At 63.9% G+C, this 19,709-nt stretch carries 16 protein-coding genes and 4 tRNA genes; 3 read left to right on the top strand and 17 right to left on the bottom strand.

The window, feature by feature from the left end:
• Positions 1-32: 32 nt before the first annotated feature.
• On the top strand, positions 33-578 hold the full coding sequence (locus tag FHW75_RS12960) for a cytochrome b (protein ID WP_025754915.1): 546 nt from the start codon (positions 33-35) through the stop codon (positions 576-578).
• On the opposite strand, the gene FHW75_RS12955 is transcribed toward FHW75_RS12960, so the two are convergent.
• Both FHW75_RS12955 and FHW75_RS12950 read right to left on the bottom strand, forming a co-directional pair.
• Positions 569-1,459, bottom strand: coding sequence for a 1-aminocyclopropane-1-carboxylate deaminase/D-cysteine desulfhydrase (locus FHW75_RS12955; protein WP_183673848.1), 891 nt, complete (start codon positions 1,457-1,459; stop codon positions 569-571). The two genes, FHW75_RS12960 and FHW75_RS12955, sit on opposite strands and share 10 nt — an antisense overlap.
• Positions 1,460-1,511: 52 nt before the next feature.
• On the bottom strand, positions 1,512-3,548 hold the full coding sequence (locus tag FHW75_RS12950; protein ID WP_016714804.1) for an NADPH-dependent 2,4-dienoyl-CoA reductase: 2,037 nt from the start codon (positions 3,546-3,548) through the stop codon (positions 1,512-1,514).
• Between the two features lie 191 nt (positions 3,549-3,739).
• Here FHW75_RS12950 and FHW75_RS12945 point away from each other — a divergent pair, with 191 nt between their 5' ends.
• The gene (locus FHW75_RS12945; protein WP_016714803.1) at positions 3,740-4,858 is read left to right on the top strand and encodes a carbon-nitrogen hydrolase family protein; all 1,119 of its coding nucleotides are present in this window, start codon (positions 3,740-3,742) and stop codon (positions 4,856-4,858) included.
• 4 nt (positions 4,859-4,862) lie between these two features.
• Entirely contained in the window at positions 4,863-5,903 is a 1,041-nt protein-coding gene (locus FHW75_RS12940) for an AraC family transcriptional regulator (protein ID WP_025754913.1), read from the top strand.
• A 271-nt stretch (positions 5,904-6,174) separates the two neighbouring features.
• Here the strand turns inward: FHW75_RS12940 and FHW75_RS12935 are convergent, their stop codons facing one another.
• The 15 genes from FHW75_RS12935 to FHW75_RS12865 form a co-directional block, all read right to left on the bottom strand.
• A complete protein-coding gene (locus FHW75_RS12935; protein ID WP_025755062.1) occupies positions 6,175-6,987 on the bottom strand; it encodes a DUF2242 domain-containing protein in 813 nt (270 codons plus the stop codon).
• Between the two features lie 198 nt (positions 6,988-7,185).
• A tRNA-Asp gene (locus FHW75_RS12930) sits at positions 7,186-7,262 on the bottom strand.
• 140 nt (positions 7,263-7,402) lie between these two features.
• Positions 7,403-7,479, bottom strand: a tRNA-Asp gene (locus tag FHW75_RS12925).
• Between the two features lie 99 nt (positions 7,480-7,578).
• Positions 7,579-7,655, bottom strand: a tRNA-Asp gene (locus tag FHW75_RS12920).
• A 66-nt stretch (positions 7,656-7,721) separates the two neighbouring features.
• Positions 7,722-7,797 (bottom strand) — tRNA-Val (locus FHW75_RS12915).
• A 147-nt stretch (positions 7,798-7,944) separates the two neighbouring features.
• Positions 7,945-8,718 carry an SDR family oxidoreductase gene (locus FHW75_RS12910; RefSeq protein ID WP_019096779.1) on the bottom strand — a complete coding sequence of 258 codons (774 nt, stop codon included), beginning with the start codon at positions 8,716-8,718 and terminating at the stop codon, positions 7,945-7,947.
• The gene (locus FHW75_RS12905; protein WP_016715902.1) at positions 8,715-9,926 is read right to left on the bottom strand and encodes an O-succinylhomoserine sulfhydrylase; all 1,212 of its coding nucleotides are present in this window, start codon (positions 9,924-9,926) and stop codon (positions 8,715-8,717) included. Before FHW75_RS12905 ends, FHW75_RS12910 begins: the two co-directional genes overlap by 4 nt.
• 16 nt (positions 9,927-9,942) lie before the next feature.
• Positions 9,943-11,448, bottom strand: coding sequence for an amidophosphoribosyltransferase (gene purF / locus FHW75_RS12900; RefSeq protein ID WP_016715903.1), 1,506 nt, complete (start codon positions 11,446-11,448; stop codon positions 9,943-9,945).
• A gap of 42 nt (positions 11,449-11,490) precedes the next feature.
• The gene (locus tag FHW75_RS12895; protein WP_016715904.1) at positions 11,491-12,048 is read right to left on the bottom strand and encodes a CvpA family protein; all 558 of its coding nucleotides are present in this window, start codon (positions 12,046-12,048) and stop codon (positions 11,491-11,493) included.
• 118 nt (positions 12,049-12,166) lie between these two features.
• Positions 12,167-12,832 (bottom strand): SPOR domain-containing protein, encoded by a 666-nt coding sequence (locus FHW75_RS12890; protein ID WP_025754983.1) that lies wholly within the window; start codon positions 12,830-12,832, stop codon positions 12,167-12,169.
• Positions 12,816-14,123, bottom strand: a complete 1,308-nt coding sequence (gene folC / locus FHW75_RS12885; protein ID WP_183673846.1) for a bifunctional tetrahydrofolate synthase/dihydrofolate synthase — start codon at positions 14,121-14,123, stop codon at positions 12,816-12,818. The genes FHW75_RS12890 and folC overlap by 17 nt, the downstream gene beginning before the upstream one ends.
• Positions 14,123-15,016 carry an acetyl-CoA carboxylase, carboxyltransferase subunit beta gene (gene accD, locus FHW75_RS12880; protein ID WP_016715174.1) on the bottom strand — a complete coding sequence of 298 codons (894 nt, stop codon included), beginning with the start codon at positions 15,014-15,016 and terminating at the stop codon, positions 14,123-14,125. The genes folC and accD overlap by 1 nt, the downstream gene beginning before the upstream one ends.
• A 219-nt stretch (positions 15,017-15,235) precedes the next feature.
• On the bottom strand, positions 15,236-15,856 hold the full coding sequence (locus FHW75_RS12875) for a phosphoribosylanthranilate isomerase (protein WP_016715173.1): 621 nt from the start codon (positions 15,854-15,856) through the stop codon (positions 15,236-15,238).
• A 61-nt stretch (positions 15,857-15,917) separates the two neighbouring features.
• Complete coding sequence (gene truA / locus FHW75_RS12870; protein WP_025754981.1) at positions 15,918-16,772, bottom strand: tRNA pseudouridine(38-40) synthase TruA; 855 nt, start codon at positions 16,770-16,772, stop codon at positions 15,918-15,920.
• A 99-nt stretch (positions 16,773-16,871) separates the two neighbouring features.
• Positions 16,872-19,661: a FimV/HubP family polar landmark protein gene (locus FHW75_RS12865; RefSeq protein ID WP_161989767.1), complete on the bottom strand. Its 2,790-nt coding sequence runs from the start codon at positions 19,659-19,661 to the stop codon at positions 16,872-16,874.
• Positions 19,662-19,709 lie beyond the last annotated feature (48 nt).

The following is a 19,709-nucleotide window of genomic DNA, read 5'->3' as shown; positions in this document are numbered from 1 at the left end:
GCGCCATTCCGACCTGATGACGAGGACCGATCATGGTTTCATCCCCCCCCGCGAACCACTACGCGCGCCTGTCCATCGCCCTGCATTGGCTGATGCTGGTGCTGCTGGCCGCTGTCTACGCCCTTATCGAACTGCGCGGCCTGTTCCCTAAAGACAGCGTTGAACGCAACCTGATGAAAGACCTGCACTTCATGCTCGGGCTCAGTGTGTTCGTGCTGGTCTGGCTGCGCCTGGCCGTGCGCCTGAGCCGCCCGACCCCGCCGATCGTGCCCAAGCCGCCGGCTTGGCAAACCGGCCTTGCGCACCTGATGCACCTGGCGCTGTACTTGCTGATGATCGGCCTGCCGCTGGCCGGCTGGCTGATCCTCAGCGCCGCCGACAAACCGGTGCCGTTCTTCGGCCTGGAGCTGCCCCACCTGATTGGCCCGGACCCAGACCAGGCCAAGTTCATCAAGGGCTGGCATGAACGGGTTGGCAGCTGGGGTTACTGGCTGATCGGCCTGCACGCGCTGGCCGGGCTATACCACCACTATGTGCAGCGCGACAACACGCTGCTGCGCATGCTGCCTTACAAGTAACCGCGCCGGCCCTGCAGGCCACCGGTGTGCACGACGATCAGGCGGGTGCCGGGCGCGAACAGCCCGGCCCCGACCTGCTCACGCAAGGCCAGCAGGGCCTTGCCGGTGTACAGGGCTTCGAACGGTACGCCGCTGTGTTGCTCGCACTCGGCGATAAAGGCCAGCAGGTCATCGTCGAACTTGCCGAAGCCGCCACGGCAGGCATCGTGAAGCTGGTAGCCGTGGCCGCCAGCCAAGGCTGCCACCGTCTCGGGTACACCGTGGTCCCGGGGTACGGCCAACGCGCCATGCACGGCATGTGCGCCCGCCTCCGCCAGCACCAGGCCGGCCAACGTGGTACCGGTGCCAGCAGCCAGCCACCAGGCGTCATAATCCGACCAGCCCAGTACCGTGATTTGTGAGCGCGCCTGCTCCATGATCAGGGCACAACCTTGTGCACCGGCCAGCCCGCCGCCACCTTCGGGGATGCAGTGCCAGCCGGGGTAGCGTGCCTGCCACGGGGTCCAGAAGACTGGTTCGTTGCGCGCGCGGTAGCCACCATAGCCCAACCAGTGCAGTTCCATGCCCAATGCCTTCACGTCACGCACAGTGGGTGTGTCCTGGGCGTGACCCCGTAGCAGGCCGGCGGTGGCGAAGCCGAAGCGCTTGCCGGCGGCGGCCAGGGCATGCAGGTGGTTGGAATGGTTGCCACCTAGGCTGATAAGGCCCGGGGCTTTGCTGGTTCTGGCGTGCTGCAGGTGATGGCGCAGCTTGAACCACTTGTTACCGCTGATCAGTGGGTCGATCAGGTCCAGGCGCAGGATGGCGGCTTTGACCTGAGCTTGTTGCAGCCAAGGGAGGTTCAGGGGTTGCAGAGGGGCTTGGGGGAGGTCGAAGAACATGTTGCGAGTTTACCAGTGAAACCCCGGGGCCGCTGTGCGGCCCCGGAGATTTTCAGAGCTCAGCCGCCAACCTTGAGCCTTGGTTGATCGCCCGCTTGGCATCCAGCTCGGCGGCCACATCGGCGCCGCCAATCAGGTGCACCGACTGCCCTGCCGCCACCAACCCGTCCTGCAACTCACGCAGCGGATCCTGTCCGGCGCAGATCACCACGTTATCCACCGGCAACACCTGCGGCTCGCCATCCGCCACACGAATGTGCAGGCCGGCATCGTCGATACCCAGGTACTCAACGCTATTGAGCATCTGCACCCGCTTGTTCTTCAGCCCGGTGCGGTGAATCCAGCCGGTAGTCTTGCCCAGGCCATCACCCACCTTGGACTTCTTGCGCTGCAACAGGTACACCTGCCGCGCCGGGGCATGCGGCTCGGCCTTGACCCCGGCCACACCACCGCGTGCTTCCAGGTGGGTATCGATGCCCCATTCCCTCCAGAACGCCTCACGGTCCTGGCTGGTGGCCACCCCCTGATGCACCAGGTACTCGGACACATCGAAGCCGATGCCACCCGCGCCAATCACCGCAACCGATTGGCCCACCGGCTTGCGCTCAAGCAGTACGTCGAGATAGCTGAGCACCTTGGCATGTTCGACACCGGGAATGGCCGGGGTGCGTGGGGCAATACCGGTGGCCAGGATGATGTCGTCGTAGCCACCGTCCACCAATGCCTGCACATCGACACGGGTATTCAGGCGCAGGTCCACGCCTGTGCTTTTCACCTTGTTGCGGAAGTAGCGCAGGGTTTCATGGAACTCCTCCTTGCCTGGCACCCGCTTGGCGACGTTGAACTGCCCGCCAATCTCGCTGGCAGCGTCGAACAGGGTGACCGAATGGCCACGCTCAGCTGCCACGGTGGCCGCTGCCAGACCCGCCGGGCCGGCCCCCACCACGGCAATGCGCTTCACGGCCCGTACAGGCAGGTAATTGAGCTCGGTTTCGTGGCAGGCACGGGGGTTGACCAGGCAGCTGGTCAGCTTGCCACCAAAGGTGTGGTCCAGGCAGGCCTGGTTGCAACCGATGCAGGTGTTGATCTCGTCGGCACGCCCGGCTGCCGCCTTGTTGACGAAATCCGGGTCGGCGAGGAATGGCCGGGCCATCGAGACCATGTCGGCATCGCCCTCGGCCAATACGGCCTCGGCCACCTCCGGGGTATTGATACGGTTGGTGGTGATCAGCGGAATGCTCACCGCACCACGTAGCTTGGCGGTGACCTTGCTGAAGGCTGCACGCGGCACCTTGGTGGCGATGGTCGGGATACGCGCTTCGTGCCAGCCGATGCCGGTGTTGATCAGGGTCGCGCCAGCCTGCTCGATGGCCTTGGCCAATAGTTCGATCTCGTCCCAGGTGCTGCCACCTTCCACCAGGTCGAGCATCGACAGGCGGAAGATGATGATGAAGTTCGGCCCTACCGCACCACGCACCCGGCTGACGATGTCCACCGCCAGGCGCATACGGTTTTCATAACTCCCCCCCCAACGGTCGGTACGGTGGTTGGTATGGGCAGCGAGGAACTGGTTGATGAAGTAGCCTTCCGAACCCATGATTTCGACGCCGTCGTAACCGGCACGCTGGGCCAGTACCGCGCAGTTGACGAAGTCTGCGATCTGCTTCTCGATGCCCGCCTCGTCCAGCTCTTTGGGCTTGAACGGGTTGATCGGCGCCTGGATCGCACTGGGTGCCACTTGCCGTGGGCTGTAGGCATAGCGCCCGGCATGCAGGATCTGCAGGCAGATCTTGCCCCCCGCGGCATGTACCGCTTCGGTGACGATACGGTGCTTGTCGGCCTCCTCCTCGGTGCTGAGCTTGGCCGCACCGGAGTACACCCCGCCTTCATCGTTGGGCGCAATGCCGCCCGTTACCATCAGGCCAACGCCACCACGGGCGCGCTCGGCAAAGTACGCCGCCATTCGCTCGAACCCCCCGGGACGCTCTTCGAGGCCGGTGTGCATCGAGCCCATCAGGGTGCGGTTGCGCAAGGTGGTGAAGCCTAGGTCCAGCGGGGCAAGCAGGTGCGGGTAGCGGTCGGCGGCCATGGAAAGGTCCCCTGGTGGCGTGATCACGGTATGCAGGCACCTCACCGGTCAGCGGGGCCTGTCGTTTGTCTGTCAGCGACATTAAACAGCCGTTTGAATTGGCTCAATGATCGAAACTGACAAGTTATTGATCCTGGCATACAGCGGGACTACCCTAAGGAACCCTCGTAACCAAGGCGCAGCCCTGCTTCATGCGAAAACTGCTTGCTGGCGCCCTGGCGCTGGTCTTCCTCGCCGCCCTCTGTGGTTATGGCTTCTGGACCCAACAGCGCCCGGAAGGCCACTACCTGTCCGACCTGCGCATCGAGCTGGCACTGAACCATGGCGTGCCAGGCGAACACGGCAACCTGCTGGGCGTCGAGCCGCTGCTGTACCCCGGTGACTACCAGAACCTGCAGCGCCTGCACCGCAAGCTCGCCGCTTACCTCGAACAGGCCCGCGCACAAGGACTGATAAACCCGCGCACGGTAGTGGTGCTGCCGGAGCACATCGGCACCTGGCTGTGGGCGCGCGGTGAGAAAAACGAACTGTATCAGGTGACCCAGAGCCGCGAGGCCCTGCAATGGCTGGAGCTGAGCAACCCGCTACGCTATGGCCTGGCCATGCTCGGCGCCGACGGCGATGACTGGCGCGCCGATGCGCACCTGCGCATGAAGGCTGAGCAAATGGCCGCAGACTATCAGCAGTTGTTCGGCGGCCTGGCCAAGGAATTCGGCGTTACCCTGGTGGCCGGCTCCATCGTGCTGCCTGCACCTTACGTGAAACAGGGCGTGCTGCACGCCGGTAGTGGCCCGCTGTTCAATAGCAGCATGGTGTTTGCTGGCGACGGCTCGCTACTGAGCGAGCCACAACACCAGCAGTTCCCTGACAGCGAAATGCGCCGCTATGTGCACAATGGGCGCAAGCACCCGTTGCAGGTCGTGCAAACACCTGCCGGGCGGCTGGGGGTGCTGATAGGCAGTGACAGCTGGTACCCGGAAAACCATCGGCAATTGGCGCAACAAGCGGTACAACTGGTCGCCAACCCGGCGTTTCTCAGCGGCAAGAGCAGCTGGGAAGCGCCATGGCGTGGCAACCGCCACCAGCACGCCGCCGCCGGTCTGCCCTTGAAGCGTGGCGAAGTCAGCGAACAGACCGCCTGGCAACGCCTGACCGAGGCGGCCGGGGCCAGTGTCAGCAGCATGAGCGTGTTCATGCGTGGGCAGTTCTGGGAGCAAGGCAGTGATGGCCAAGGCTTCGCCCACCAGGCGGGTGAGTTGCTGGTGGGCACCCCAAGCCCAGGTGCCCGCCTGCTGAACCTGTGGCTGTAACACCATGGCCCGCCCCCGCGTGCGCCTGGGTGACCTGTCGGTTGGCTTTGTTCAACCGCTGAGCGAGGCCCTGCGCGAGCTTGGCCACGCCCCCGAACCGCTGCTGCTGCGCTATGGCCTGGATGGGCCGCGCCTGGCTGAAGCCGGCGCGCGCTTGTCGATCTCCCGCTACATGCACCTTGGCCACGCCGCCATCGAACTGTGCGGCGAGCCCGCCCTGGGCCTGCACATGGGGCGCCTGAGCCGCCTGGCTCATGCCGGCCTGGCCGGGGTCACCGCCGCCCAGGCCCCTACCCTGGGCGAGGCAGCGCGCACCCTGCTGCACTTCGAACCGCTGTACGCGGCCAACTACCGTGGCCACTCCAGCTTTCACGAAGACGCCCAGGGCGCCTGGCTGCGCTTCTACTCCATCAGCCCCTATAACGCCTACAACCGCTTTGTGGTCGACTCGCTGCTCGCGGGTTGGCTAGCCCAGCTAGCCGACCTTGCAGGCACCCCGGTGCAGGCCGAACGCCTGGACATCGAATTTGCCGCACCCGCGTATGCCGCGCGCTACCAACCACTTTGCAGCACACCCGTGCAGTTCGCCGCCGACGGCAACCGTCTGCGCCTGAGCCGCGCCACCCTGCAACTGGCCAACCCCAGGCATTGCCCAAGCACCTGGCAGCACCTGCTGCAGCTGTGTGAGGCAGAGATGCAGCAGCGCACGCGGGTGCGCAGCCTGGGTGAGCGCATCACCCATCTGCTGGGACCACTGCTCAATGGCGGCCGCGAACCCGACCTGGAAGAAGTGGCGCTGCACCTGCAGTTGCCAACCTGGACACTGCGCCGCAAGCTGGCCGAGGAAGGCACACGCTTTCGCGACTTGCTCAATGAAACACGGCGCGACCTGGCCGAGACCTACATCCGCGATACGGAGCTGGCCTTTGGCGAGATTGCCTATCTGTTGGGGTTTGCATCGGCAGAGGCCTTCCAGCGCGCGTTCAAGCGCTGGACGGGCCTAACACCGGGGGAGTTCCGCCGCAGCCAGCGGCGGGCGGGCTAAAGCTCGGTGGCGTCGTCAGCCGGTTCCGGGGTGTCCAGTTCGTAAGCCTGGGTTTCGAGTAGTTCTTCCTGGTATTCGTCCATAGCCCTGCGTCCTCTTTACTCATTTTGTATTCGTCGGTGTCACCTTCAACCTAAGCAGGTTGGATGAAGGAATCATGACAAGCTTATGAGTGGTAAACGTAGCAGGTGTTCAGGAAGTTATCGCAGTGCGTCTGTAACAGGGGATGTGCACGGCCTGTACCTGCGAAAGGGCCGGTACAGGCGACCATTCAAAGGGAAGGCGAAGCGGCCTCGGCAGGCTGTGCATCCTGCTGCACCTGAATCGGCGCAGCCTCCACCGGCGGTGCCACCGGCTGCGAGCCCTGGCTGTCATTCACCACTGGTGCTGCCACCGCCTCATTGGCCGGGGCAACGGCCTCAGGCGCGGGCGCAACCTCAGCCGCCGGTGCGGGTGTCGGGGCCACAGGATTAGCCGCAGCCTGCTCCGGCAACCCCAGGTCAACCGCCGGCTTTTCAACCTTGGGCGCTTCGGCCTTGGCCTTGCTCACCTTCTTCGGCTTGGGCAGGTAACTCTCCACCAGGGCAAAGTAGCGGTCATAGAACTGCGCTGCCGTCACCGTCTCGCTGGCCACTTTGACCATTGAATCGTCACTGGAGCCAATCGGCATCGACACCGAACCCAGCACGCCCACCCCCAGGCTGGCAGAGGTGTTGGATTTTTTCAGCGCATAACGGTCCTGCAGGGCGTTGGCGAACATGGTCGAGCGCTGCTCGTCGCTCACATCCGGTGCACAGGTAACGTTGAAACTGATTTGCAGGTGGTTCTCGCTGTTCTGCTGGAAGCTCTTGTTACCCACCACCTGGTTGGCGCCACTGCTGGTGATGATATACCCCTGGCTGAGCAAGGCACGCCGGGCGGCCTCGCAAGAGCCGGCATCGCTCACAGGGAAGCTGCGCGAGAAAGTGCCCGAGTCGTCGAAGTTCTCGTGCTCGTAGATGGCGGCCTTTTTCGAGGAACAACCGGTCACGCCCGCCAGCACCAGGGCCAGCCCGAGCGCACCAAAGACGGAAGATCTGGTCATTGCGAATTCCGGGTATGTCGAGAAGGTGCCTATTGTGCAACACAGCAGGCAGGCACAGGAACCACTGGTCGGTGAAGAACCTGTCAGGTTGGTGTAAATGTGGGTAAAGGTCGGAATTCTTGCCCGCAGAAACGAAAAAAGCGACCCGAAGGTCGCTTTTCTGTACTTCAAGGCGTTCAAGGGGCCTTGAGGCGAAGATGGCGCAGCGGACGGGACTCGAACCCGCGACCCCCGGCGTGACAGGCCGGTATTCTAACCGACTGAACTACCGCTGCGTATCATTCAGGCTTGCGCCCGATTGAAACCTGGGTCTACCCTTCCGGCGCATTGGCCTCAGGGCAGGCACAAAAAAAGCGATAACATGATCGCTTCTCTTGTGTTGCTTCAAGGTGTTCTAGGGACCTTGAAACGAAGATGGCGCAGCGGACGGGACTCGAACCCGCGACCCCCGGCGTGACAGGCCGGTATTCTAACCGACTGAACTACCGCTGCGTATCGTTCAGGCTTGCGCCCGATTGAAACTGGGATCAGCCCAAGGTTTTTGCCTTGTGGCTTCAGACCGGTGCCAGGCACCCATCTGTTACTGAAAAATGGCGCAGCGGACGGGACTCGAACCCGCGACCCCCGGCGTGACAGGCCGGTATTCTAACCGACTGAACTACCGCTGCGCAGTGCGCTCCTCTCTGGCTTTTGGCTTCTTGCGAAACCTGAAGCGTCAGGAACATCTCAGGAAGTGGTGGGTGATGACGGGATCGAACCGCCGACCCTCTGCTTGTAAGGCAGATGCTCTCCCGGCTGAGCTAATCACCCTCGCGATGTTGCTTGTTGCGTTTGCTTCGCTGAGGCCGCGAAATTTACGCAGATGGCGAAGCTAAGTCAATAGCCCCATTGAATTTTTTTCAAAAAAGGTAAAAACAGAAAAGAGACCTTTCGGTCCCCGTTCCTGGAACACCGGTCTCAGGTGTAGATCATCTTGCGAGTCATACCGCCATCGACCACAAACTCCTGGCCAGTCACGAACGCCGCCTGGCGTGACAGCAGCCAGGCAACCATTGCCGCCACATCTTCTACCGTCCCTACCCTGCCCGTCGGGTGCTGGGCATGGTCGGCTTCGGTCAGCGGTTCGGCACGGCGCTGCGACGGGTCACGGGCATCGATCCAGCCCGGGCTCACCGCATTGACGCGAATCTCCGGGCCCAGGCTCATGGCCAAGGCATGGGTCAAGGCCACCAGGCCACCCTTGCTCGCGGCGTAGGCCTCGGTATCGGGCTCGGACTGCCGCGCCCGGGTAGAGGTGAGGTTGACGATCGCCCCATTGTGCGCACGCAAGTACGGCGCGCAATGCTTGGCCAGCAGCATCGGCCCGTTGAGGTTGACCGCCAGTACCCGATTCCACTGCGCCAGGCTCAGGCTTTCCAGCGTCTGGTTGTGCGGATTGGCAATCGCCGCATTGCACACCAATGCGTCCAGCCGACCAAACTGCCCCAACACCTCGGACACCCCGGCACTGACCTGAGCCTCGTCGGCAACGTCCATTGTGATGAACCAGGCGTTGTCACCCAGGGCCTTGGCCACCTTTGCACCGCGCTGGCGGTCAAGGTCGCTGAGTACCACCTGCCAACCTTCGCAGATCAGCCAGGCGGCAATGCCCAGGCCGATGCCGCGCGCGGCACCGGTTACCAGGGCTACCCGGCCGTTGTGGCCTGGCACACTGCCGCCGATTTCGATCACAGCGCCGCCAGCCCGCGCGCCAGGTCTGCCTGCAGGTCGGCCACGTCTTCCAGGCCCACGGCAACGCGGATCAGGCTGTCGCGGATGCCTGCAGCTTCACGCTCCTGCGGCGACAGGCGGCCGTGGGAGGTGGTGGCCGGATGGGCGATGGTAGTCTTGCTGTCCCCCAGGTTGGTGGTGATGGAAATCACCCGGGTCGCATCGATGAAGCGCCAGGCGCCCTCTTTGCCGCCCTTGACCTCGAAGCTGACCACCGCACCAAAGCCGCTCATCTGACGCTTGGCCAGTGCGTGCTGCGGGTGGCTAGGCAGGCCGGCGTAATGCACCTTCTCCACGCCATCCTGCTGCTCCAGCCATTCGGCCAGGGCCTGGGCGCTTTCACAGTGCGCACGCATACGCAGGCGCAGCGTTTCCAGGCCTTTGGTGAAGATCCAGGCGTTGAATGGGCTGAGGGTCGGGCCTGCAGTCCGCAGGAAGCCCACCACTTCCTTCATCTGCTCGGCGCGGCCGGCCACCACGCCCCCCATGCAACGACCCTGGCCGTCGATGAACTTGGTGGCCGAGTGGAACACGATGTCGGCACCCAGCTTCAGCGGCTGCTGCAGCGCGGGGGTGCTGAAGCAGTTGTCCACCACCAGCATGGCACCGTGGGCATGGGCGATTTCGCTGAGCGCGGTGATATCGACCAGCTCGGCCAGCGGGTTGGACGGCGATTCGACGATCAGCAACCTGGTATTGGCCTTGATGGCCTTTTCCCAGCCAGCAAGGTCGACCAGTGGCACGTAGTCCACCTGAACGCCAAAGCGCTTGAAGTACTTCTCGAACAGGCTGATGGTCGAGCCGAATACGCTCTGCGACACCAGCACATGGTCACCGGCGCTGCACAGCGACATCACCACGGCCAGGATCGCCGCCATGCCGGTGGACGTACCCACGGCCTGCTCGGCACCTTCCATCGCCGCCAGGCGCTCCTCGAAGGCACGTACCGACGGGTTGGTGTAGCGCGAGTAAACGTTACCCGGCGTTTCACCGGCAAAGCGCGCAGCAGCATCGGCCGCCGTGCGGAACACGTAGCTGGAGGTCAGGAACAGCGCTTCGCTGTGCTCGCCCTCGGGTGTACGGTGTTGACCGGCGCGAACCGCCAGGGTGTCGAAACCGACACCCTCGAGGTCACTGTCCAGTCGTCCGGCATCCCATTGATCCGTCATGCCGTCGCTCCCTGAATCAGTTGTTGTAGAGGTCGATGATCGCGCTGACGGCCTGGTTCTTGACCTTGGCCAGGTCATTACGGGCCTGCTCGATGCGGTCGAGGTAGGCCGCGTCGATATCGCCGGTGACGTACTCACCGTTGAATACCGCGCAATCGAAGTGATCGATCTTGATCTTGCCGCCACCGACCGAATCGATCAGGTCAGGCAGGTCCTGATAGACCAACCAGTCGGCGCCAATCAACTCGGCCACCTGTTCGGTGGTACGGTTGTGGGCGATCAGCTCGTGAACACTCGGCATGTCGATGCCGTAGACGTTGGGGTAGCGCACTGCAGGGGCTGCGGAGCAGAAATAGACATTCTTGGCACCGGCTTCGCGGGCCATCTGGATGATCTGCTTGCAGGTGGTGCCGCGCACGATCGAGTCGTCCACCAGCATCACGTTCTTGCCGCGGAACTCCAGCTCGATGGCGTTGAGCTTCTGGCGAACCGACTTCTTGCGCGCAGCCTGGCCGGGCATGATGAAGGTACGGCCGATGTAACGGTTCTTGACGAAACCTTCGCGGAACTTGACGCCCAGACGGTTGGCCAGCTCCAGCGCGGCGGTACGGCTGGTGTCCGGAATCGGGATGACCACGTCGATATCGTGCTCAGGGCGCTCACGCATGATTTTGTCGGCCAGCTTTTCCCCCATGCGCAGACGGGCCTTGTACACCGAGATACCGTCGATGATCGAATCCGGGCGGGCCAGGTAGACGTGTTCAAAGATGCACGGCTGCAGGGTCGGCGCTTCGGCGCACTGCTTGGTGAACAGCTGGCCGCCTTCGGTGATGTACACCGCTTCGCCCGGCGCCAGGTCGCGGATCAGGGTGAAGCCGAGCACGTCCAGGGCCACGCTTTCCGAGGCAATCATGTATTCCACGCCTTCGTCGGTGTGACGCTGGCCGAATACCACCGGGCGGATGCCATGGGGGTCGCGGAAACCGACGATACCGTAGCCGGTGATCATCGCCACCACGGCGTAACCGCCGACACAGCGGCTGTGCACGTGGGAAACCGCAGCGAACACGTCTTCTTCGGTCGGCTGCAGCTTGCCGCGTACCGCCAGCTCATGGGCGAAGACGTTCAGCAGCACTTCCGAGTCGGAGTTGGTGTTGACGTGGCGCAGATCGGACTCGTAGATCTCCTTGGCCAGCTGCTCGACGTTGGTCAGGTTGCCGTTGTGTGCCAGGGTGATGCCGTACGGCGAGTTGACGTAGAACGGCTGGGCCTCGGCCGAGGTCGAGCTGCCCGCTGTCGGGTAGCGCACGTGGCCAATGCCGATGCTGCCCACCAGGCGCTGCATGTGGCGCTGCTGGAACACATCGCGCACCAGGCCATTATCCTTGCGCAGGAACAACCGGCCGTCATGGCTGGTCACGATACCGGCAGCGTCCTGGCCGCGGTGCTGGAGGACCGTAAGCGCGTCATACAGCGCCTGATTGACGTTCGACTTACCGACGATACCGACGATGCCACACATGCGACGCAACCCCTACTTTGACGAAACTTGAGTGAATAGCGCTCAGGGCTTGGACGGCCCGAGCAACTGTTCCTTGAACGGAAGATCAGCCGGAGCGCTGATCAGCCCACTGGGCGTCCACTGGCCGGTGAAACCCAGGATCAGGTTTTTCGACCAGTCGGCGACCAAGAGAAATTGTGGTATCAGGCGTGATTCCTGCCACCAGGTGTCTTGTTGAACCGGCCCCAGGCTGATCAGGCCTATGGCCACCACTACCAGCAAGGCCCCGCGCGCGGCACCGAAGGCCATGCCCAGGAAACGATCGGTGCCGGACAACCCGGTTACACGGATCAGCTCGCCGACCAGGAAGTTGACCATGGCCCCCACCAGCAAGGTGGCGACGAAAAGAATGGCGCAGCCCGCGATGACGCGCATCGATGGCGTCTGGATATAGCTTTCAAGATACACCGAGAGCGAACCGCCGAACATCCAGGCAACCGCACCGGCAATGATCCAGATGAGCAAGGACAAGGCTTCCTTGACGAAGCCGCGCTTGAGACTGATCAGAGTGGAGACGGCGATGATCGCGATGATCGCCCAATCAACCAAGGTAAATGCCACGGTGTTGCCTGCAGACGTTTGAGGCGGCGCATTTTACCAGAGCAGCGGGCTGGGAGTAAGCGGAATGTCGGGTGGATTCGTGTTAAGCCATTCGCGGGCAAGCCCGCGAATACCTTGTTCAGCTGCGCTCAGGCTGGAAGCGCACCAGAAAACCCTTGAGGCTGTTCTGGCGGTTGATGGCATCCCGCGTGCGCTCGGCTTCGGCCCGCTCTATCAACGGCCCCACGTATACCCGGTTCATCCCACCTGCCGAGCGGATATAGGCGTTGTAGCCTTGGCTGCGCAGGGTTTGCTGCAACTTTTCAGCGCCAGCACGGTTGGACAGGCTGGCCAACTGGATCGACCAGCTGACGGGCAGGCCATTGACGTCGATCTTCGAGGGTGCAGCGGGTTTTGCCACAGCTGCGGTCGGCGCAGGCGTAGCCACAGGTTTCGGCTCGACCTTGGGCGCTGGCGCCTGCGGCTTGGCCGGCTGAACCTGCGCCTGGGTCTGCGGCGATGGCGTGATCGGCTGGCTGGGCGTGCTCGCGGGTGTTGTGGACTCGTCAACCACCACAGGTGGTTGCTGAGGCTCTTCCGGGATGGCCTGCGGCTCCGGCACGGCAACCGGCTCCACCTTCACCTCGGGCAGGCTGGGCATCGCCGGCGCCTGCGGGGCTTCGACATGCACCTGGCGCATCTCGTCCTCGCGGGTGAACAGCATGGGCAGGAAAATCACCGCCAGCGCCACCAGCACCAGCGCACCTACCATGCGCTGTTTCATCCCTTTATCCAGCACTGCCATCTACTTCACCCTCCTGGGTGTGCCGCTGCAGCCATTCCAGCGCCTGGGCGACACAGAAAAACGAACCGAACAGCAGGATCTGGTCATCCGCCGTCGCCTGCGCGCATTGCCCCTCAAGGGCCGCGTCGACGCGGGCATAAGACTTCACCGCAGCGCCGAGGTTCGTCAAGGCCGTGGCCAGTTCTGCAGCCGGGCGGCTACGTGGGGTATCCAACGGCGCCACGGCCCAGTCGTCTACCAGGCCCTGCAAGGGCGCGACAACGCCGTCCAGGTCCTTGTCGGCGAGCAGGCCGAACACCGCCAGGCGGCGCCCCTTGAGCGGCCGGGCGGCCAGGCGCCGGGCCAGGTACTCGGCTGCATGCGGGTTATGGCCCACATCCAGCATCAGCTCCACCGGCTTGCCCTGCCAGTTCAGCAGGCGACGGTCCAGGCGACCGGTGATACGGGTAGCCAGCAACGCCTGGCGCACCTGCGCAGCGTCCCAGGGCAAGCCCATCAGCAGGTACGCCTGCAAGGCCAGCGTGGCATTTTCCATGGGCAGGTCAAGCAAAGGCAGATCACGCAGTTCTACCTGCGCACCATCCGTCCCCGTACCCCGCCAGCTCCAGCTGCCATCGGCGGTTACCAGGTCGAAGTCACGGCCGCGCAGAAAAAGGGGCGCAGCAAGTTCGGCGGCCTTGTCCAGCAGCGGCTGCGGCGGGTCCAGGTCGCCGCACAGGGCCGGCTTGCCCTGACGGAAGATACCCGCCTTCTCGAAGGCCACCCGCTCGCGGGTATCACCCAGGTAATCGACATGGTCTACGCCGATACTGGTCACCAGGGCCAGGTCGGCATCCACCACGTTCACGGTGTCCAGACGACCACCAAGGCCCACTTCCAGTACCACGGCATCCAGTTGCGACTGGTAGAACAACCAGAACGCAGCCAGCGTGCCCATCTCGAAGTAGGTCAGGGAAATGTCGCCCCGCGCCGCCTCGACGGCGGCGAAGGCGTCGCACAGGCGCTCATCGCTGGCCTCTTGGCCATCGATCAGCACCCGCTCGTTGTAACGCAACAGGTGCGGCGAGCTGTACACGCCGACCTTGAGCCCCTGGGCGCGCAGCAGCGAGGCCACGAAGGCGCAGGTGGAGCCCTTGCCGTTGGTGCCGGTTACCGTCACCACGCGTGGCGCCAGCTTGCCCAGCGCCAGCCGGGCAAGCACCTTCTGCGACCGCTCCAGGCCCATGTCGATGGCCGAGGGGTGCAACTGCTCGAGGTAGGCGAGCCACTCGCCCAGGGATCGTTGTTTCATCACGCGACGGCTGCCGCCTCACGCGCTTGCTCCGGGGTTTCCTGGCCTGTCATCTGCGCCAGCAGGCGGGCCAGACGCGGGCGCAGTTCGCCACGGGAGATGATCAGGTCGATGGCACCGTGCTCCAGCAGGAACTCGCTGCGCTGGAAGCCTTCTGGCAGCTTCTCGCGTACGGTCTGCTCGATCACGCGTGGGCCGGCGAAGCCGATCAGGGCTTTTGGCTCACCGACGATCACGTCGCCGAGCATCGCCAGGCTGGCGGAAACACCCCCGTACACCGGGTCGGTCAGTACCGAGATGAACGGGATGCCTTCTTCGCGCAGGCGCGCCAGCACGGCCGAGGTCTTGGCCATCTGCATCAGCGAAATCAGCGCTTCCTGCATACGCGCACCGCCCGAAGCGGAGAAGCAGACCATCGGGCAGCGGTTTTCCAGGGCGTAGTTGGCCGCGCGCACGAAGCGTTCGCCGACGATGGCACCCATGGAACCGCCCATGAACGAGAACTCGAAAGCGCTGACCACGATCGGCATGCCCATCAGGGTGCCGCTCATGGAGATCAGGGCGTCTTTTTCGCCGGTCTGCTTCTGGGCGCCGGCCAGGCGGTCTTTGTACTTCTTGCCGTCGCGGAACTTCAGGCGGTCGACCGGCTCCAGGTCGGCACCCAATTCGGCACGGCCTTCGGCGTCGAGGAAGATGTCGATGCGCGCACGTGCGCCGATGCGCATGTGGTGGTTGCACTTGGGGCAGACATCCAGGGTCTTTTCCAGCTCCGGACGATACAGCACGGCCTCGCAAGCCGGGCACTTGTGCCACAGGCCTTCAGGCACCGAGCTCTTCTTCACCTCGGAACGCATGATCGAAGGGATCAGTTTGTCGACTAACCAGTTGCTCATGCTTTCTTTCTCCAGTATTGGCAGGCGGGGGCCGGTGTCGCCGGCCCTGCCCTGCCCTTGAGCTCAAAATCTTTTATCAAACGGTGGTGGACCGGCCGCCGGGGCTTCCAGCGCACCGCTCCACCGCTAATGTGTTGTTCTGCCGCCTGTGCAGGCAGCTGCCCAGCAGGGCTGCGAAAGCTATGGACGATGGCGCGCAGCCAGCCGTCACATCTGCCATCACGCCTGTTTCACGGCCCGCATGAACGCCTCGATCTTCGCGGCATCCTTGATGCCCTTGGCCTGCTCGACGCCACCGCTGACATCCACCGCGTAAGGCCGCACCTGGGCAATGGCCTGGCCGACGTTATCGGCCGACAGCCCGCCCGCCAGGATGATCGGTTTGCTCAGGCGCTCCGGCACCAGAGACCAGTCGAACGCCTCTCCGGTTCCCCCCGGCACACCCGCCACGTAGGTATCCAGCAAAATACCGCGCGCGCCCGCGTACAGCTTGCAGGCCGCCTCCAGGTCGTCACCCGGGCGTACACGCAGGGCCTTGATCCAGGGGCGGTGGTAGCCTTCGCAGTCCTGTGGCGTTTCGTCGCCGTGGAACTGTAGCAGGTCCAGCGGAACCACTTCGAGGATCTCGTTCAGCTCGCAACGCGAGGCGTTGACGAACAGCCCGACCGTGGTCACGAACGGTGGCAGTTCGGCAATGATCGCACGCGCCTGGCGCACGTCCACGGCGCGAGGGCTCTTGGCATAGAAGACGAAACCGATGGCATCGGCACCCGCTTCGGCAGCGGCCAGTGCGTCTTCGATACGGGTGATCCCACAGATCTTGCTGCGAACATTGCTCATGAACAGCGAACCTTGGTTATTGCGGTGAAAGGCCGGATGTTAGCAAATGACTTTTCGCCCGTCAGTCTGCCAACGCCTCATAACCGGTCAAAAAGTGTGGGCCGATGTAACGCTGGGGCAGTGCATATTCCTCGGGGTACTCCACCTGCACCAGGTACAGCCCGTATGGATGGGCCGTGACCCCGGCTTCACGGCGGTCGCGCCCTTCCAGCACTTCACGCGCCCAGGTGACGGGGCGCTCGCCGGCACCGATGGCCATCAACACACCGGCAATATTGCGCACCATGTGGTGCAGGAACGCGGTGGCGCGCACGTCCAGCACGATCATCTGGCCATGGCGGGTAACGCGCAGGTGGTAGATGTGCTTGACCGGCGACTTGGCCTGGCACTGGCTGGCGCGGAAGGCGCTGAAGTCGTGGGTGCCGAGCAGGAACTGCGCAGCCTCGGCCATGCGCTCGACATCCAGCGGGCGGTGGTTCCAGGTGACTTCCTCGGCCAGGTGCGCCGGGCGGATCGGGTCGTTGTAGATAACGTAGCGATAACGCCGGGCACAGGCCTTGAAGCGTGCATGGAAATCGGCCGGCATCGACCGCGACCAGACCACACTGATGTCGTGCGGCAGGTTGAAGTTGGTGCCCATGGTCCAGGCGCGCTCGTCGCGCACAGCGCGGGTGTCGAAGTGCACGATCTGCCCGCAGCCGTGGACACCGGCGTCGGTACGCCCGGCGCAAATCACCGAAATCGGCTCGTTCGCGACTTTGGACAGCGCTTGCTCCAGGGCCTGCTGGACACTTGGCACGCCACTGGCCTGGCGCTGCCAGCCGCGGTAGCGGGCGCCCTTGTATTCCACGCCCAGGGCGATGCGGGAGTAGCCTTCGGCCGCGGATTCGGTGGCGGCGGTGTCGATGATGTCCAAGCGCTTGAAACCTGTGGGGTGTACGGAATGGCGGGGATTATAACGACAACGGCAGCCGTGTAGGGCTGCCGTTGACGTGCACTTCATTTGAGGACGATATCAAACCAGGCGAGAGAGCATGTCCTCGGCTTCCTGGCGCTGACCGTCGTCGCCGTCCTTGATCACTTCATCAAGGATGTCGCGCGCCCCCTGGCTGTCGCCCATGTCGATGTAGGCACGAGCCAGGTCGAGCTTGGTGGCCACTTCGTCACTGCCGGAGAAGAAGTCGAAGTCCAGGTCGTCCAGTGGCGGCTCGGGATCCGGCTGCGCAACCGCGTCTTCTGCAGTGAAATGCGGCTCCAGAGAGGGCGATTCCAGGCTCTGCGACAGCTTGTCCAACTCGGCATTGACGTCGTCCAGCTCCGAGGCAAAGCTCTTGGCCGCCGGCGAATCATCTTCCAGCGACAATGACAGGTCAAAGTCCGATGGCAGGTCAAAGTCGGAGACCGGTTCGAATGCCGGCTCGCTATCGAAGGCTGCCAGTTCGGCGGCAACATCCACCGGGGCCTCTTCAACGGCATCTGGAGCGGCCGGGGCAACCGGCTCACTGACATCAAGGTCGAAGTCAGACAGGTCCACGGCTGGCTGCGGCTCGGCCTGGTCCAGCATGGCCTCGAAATCGGCATCAGCGTCGGCTTGCAGTTCGGCATCCACGGCAAACGGCGGTTCTTCCGGCTGAGCCTCTTCAAATGCAGGCTCATCCAGCACAGGCTCGGCAATGACCAACTCGTCAGGTACAGGCTCCTGCTGCATAGCCTCGTCCAGCAGCGGCGCGGCCAGCGGGTCTTCTTCGGGCAGGTCTTCACCCAGGCTCAAGTCGAAGGCACTGTCCAGATCCTGCTCATCGAAGCCCTGCGCTTCCAGGCCCGATACATCAAGGGTCGGCACATCATCGGAGGCATCCAGCTCGGTTTCTGGCTCGAACACGGCTTCAGGCTCCGCTTGCGCGACGACCTCTGGCTCAGCCTCCACTTGCGGCTCGAATTCAGGCACTTCCTCAGGCACCACGTCGGCAACCACTGGCGCCTCGGCCTCATCGTGCAGCAGCTCCTGCACGTACTGCTCATCCATCTCGGCAGCCAGTGCCGCCGCGCCCAGGCCGGCAGCGGCCAGGCCGAGCATGGCAGGGTAACGTTCTTTCAACCCGGTGACTTCGGCAATGTTCTGCTCGCTGGCCGGCAGCTTGCGCTCCTGCTCGGCGAACGCGCTCTGGTCACCCTGGCGGGCGTACACGCCCATCAGCTTCAGGCGCAGGTCGTCACGTTCTGGCGCGGCAGCCACGGCGGGCTCCAGCAGGTCAGTGGCACGGTTCAGGCGGCCTTCGGCCAGGCATTGGTCAACTTCCGCCAGCAGCGCGGCATGCGGGTCGGCTTGCGGTTCAGCTTCCGGCGCCGACTCGGCAGAAGGCTCAGCCACTTTTTCCGCAGCAACGGCAGCGGCGGCTGAAGCGGCGACCACGGCTGGCGACAGGGTAACGCTCGGCTCCGAAACTTCGACGCCATCGAGGCTCTCGGTATCGGTGTCAAAGCCTGTGCCCTGCTCTTCCTCCAGCGCCCGTGCCATGCGCAGGTGCTTTTCAGCTTCTTGCTGGGCTTTACGCTTACGCGCCAGCAGCCACAGCAGCAGTGCCAGCACCAGCAGGCTGGAACCGGCAATTATCCCGATCAGCCATGGGTTGCCCAGAATCTGGTCGAGCGCGCTATTCGGCTGCCCGACAGGCGCAGGCTTGGCTGCCGGCACCGGCTTGGGCGCTGTATCGACGGCAGCCGGTGCGGGCTTGGCCGCCGGCTGGGCAGTTGCCGCCCGCTCAACCGGTTTGGCGGCGGCGGCAGCCGTCGCCGGCGCTGCCGCACCCTGGGCTTGAAGGCGGGCCAACTGGTCATTCTTCAGCTCGATCAGACGCTGCAGCTTGTCCAGCTGGCTCTGCAGGTCGGACATGCGGCTTTTCAGTTCTTCGTTGTCGCGGCGGCTGGTATCCAGGCTTTCCTGGGCCACCGCCAGCTTGTCATTCAACGCCTTGGTCTGGCCGGCCTGATTGCCCGGACTGACCAGGCGCAAGTTGTCGCCCTGGGCGATGCGCGCCGGCGCAGCCTCGGCGGCACCGCGGCGGGTAGCGTCGAGCTGGCGGGCACGCGGGCCCAGGCGCCGGCCTTCACGCCAGGCGGCATACTGCTCGGCCACTTCGCTGTTGGCCTCGCCCTGCGGAATGTTCTGGATCTGCTGCTGGTCGGGCAGGCGCAGTACCTGGCCCACCTTCAGCTGGTTGATGTTGTTACCGATGAAGGCATCCGGGTTCAGCGCCTGGATTGCGATCATGGTCTGCTGGATCGAGCCACCTTGCGTGTTGCGCGCGGCAATCTGCCACAAGGTGTCGCGGCGCTGGGTGGTGTAGCTGCTGGCACCGGTTGTGGCCGGCATCACATTGCCAGCAGCCGGCTTGTCGCCCTGGGCCTTGGCCTGGTCAAGCAGCACGCTGTAGTCGCGCAGCAGGCGGCCTTGCGGCCACATCACCTGAACCAGGAACTTGACCACCGGCCCTGGCAGCGGCTGGCTGGAGGTAACCCGCAGCACGCTTTTACCGTTGGGGTTGATCACCGGTGTGAAGGTCAGGTCTTCGAGGTAGGTCGGAAACGCCACCCCGGCCTTGCTGAACTCTTCCGGTGGCGCCAGGCTAGGCGCCACTTCGGCGGCTTTGAGGTCGCGCACATCGAGCAATTCGATCTCGGCGTCCAGCGGCTGATTCTGTGCCGACTTCAGGGTCAGCTCCCCCAGGCCCAGCGCATTCGCCATGCCAGACGACAGCGCCGATGCTGCAGCCATGGCCAGAACCAGTTTGCGAATTCGAAGCATGACCTCTTCCCTTGTATGAATCGTCCCGAAACCTGCATGCGGAGCAGG

Origin of the sequence: Pseudomonas sp. OG7 (assembly GCF_014192825.1) — a bacterium.
GTDB classification, from domain to species: domain Bacteria; phylum Pseudomonadota; class Gammaproteobacteria; order Pseudomonadales; family Pseudomonadaceae; genus Aquipseudomonas; species Aquipseudomonas monteilii.
Note: the sequence above shows the minus strand (reverse complement) of the source record. Positions and strands in the feature narration are given on the sequence as shown.

Coding starts and splice junctions, on each gene's coding strand:
- FHW75_RS12960 (WP_025754915.1), top strand. CDS start 33: ATGGTTTCATCCCCCCCCGCGAACCACTACGCGCGCCTGTCCATCGCC.
- FHW75_RS12955 (WP_183673848.1), bottom strand. CDS start 1,459: ATGTTCTTCGACCTCCCCCAAGCCCCTCTGCAACCCCTGAACCTCCCT.
- FHW75_RS12950 (WP_016714804.1), bottom strand. CDS start 3,548: ATGGCCGCCGACCGCTACCCGCACCTGCTTGCCCCGCTGGACCTAGGC.
- FHW75_RS12945 (WP_016714803.1), top strand. CDS start 3,740: ATGCGAAAACTGCTTGCTGGCGCCCTGGCGCTGGTCTTCCTCGCCGCC.
- FHW75_RS12940 (WP_025754913.1), top strand. CDS start 4,863: ATGGCCCGCCCCCGCGTGCGCCTGGGTGACCTGTCGGTTGGCTTTGTT.
- FHW75_RS12935 (WP_025755062.1), bottom strand. CDS start 6,987: ATGACCAGATCTTCCGTCTTTGGTGCGCTCGGGCTGGCCCTGGTGCTG.
- FHW75_RS12905 (WP_016715902.1), bottom strand. CDS start 9,926: ATGACGGATCAATGGGATGCCGGACGACTGGACAGTGACCTCGAGGGT.
- purF (WP_016715903.1), bottom strand. CDS start 11,448: ATGTGTGGCATCGTCGGTATCGTCGGTAAGTCGAACGTCAATCAGGCG.
- FHW75_RS12890 (WP_025754983.1), bottom strand. CDS start 12,832: ATGGCAGTGCTGGATAAAGGGATGAAACAGCGCATGGTAGGTGCGCTG.
- folC (WP_183673846.1), bottom strand. CDS start 14,123: ATGAAACAACGATCCCTGGGCGAGTGGCTCGCCTACCTCGAGCAGTTG.
- accD (WP_016715174.1), bottom strand. CDS start 15,016: ATGAGCAACTGGTTAGTCGACAAACTGATCCCTTCGATCATGCGTTCC.
- FHW75_RS12875 (WP_016715173.1), bottom strand. CDS start 15,856: ATGAGCAATGTTCGCAGCAAGATCTGTGGGATCACCCGTATCGAAGAC.
- FHW75_RS12865 (WP_161989767.1), bottom strand. CDS start 19,661: ATGCTTCGAATTCGCAAACTGGTTCTGGCCATGGCTGCAGCATCGGCG.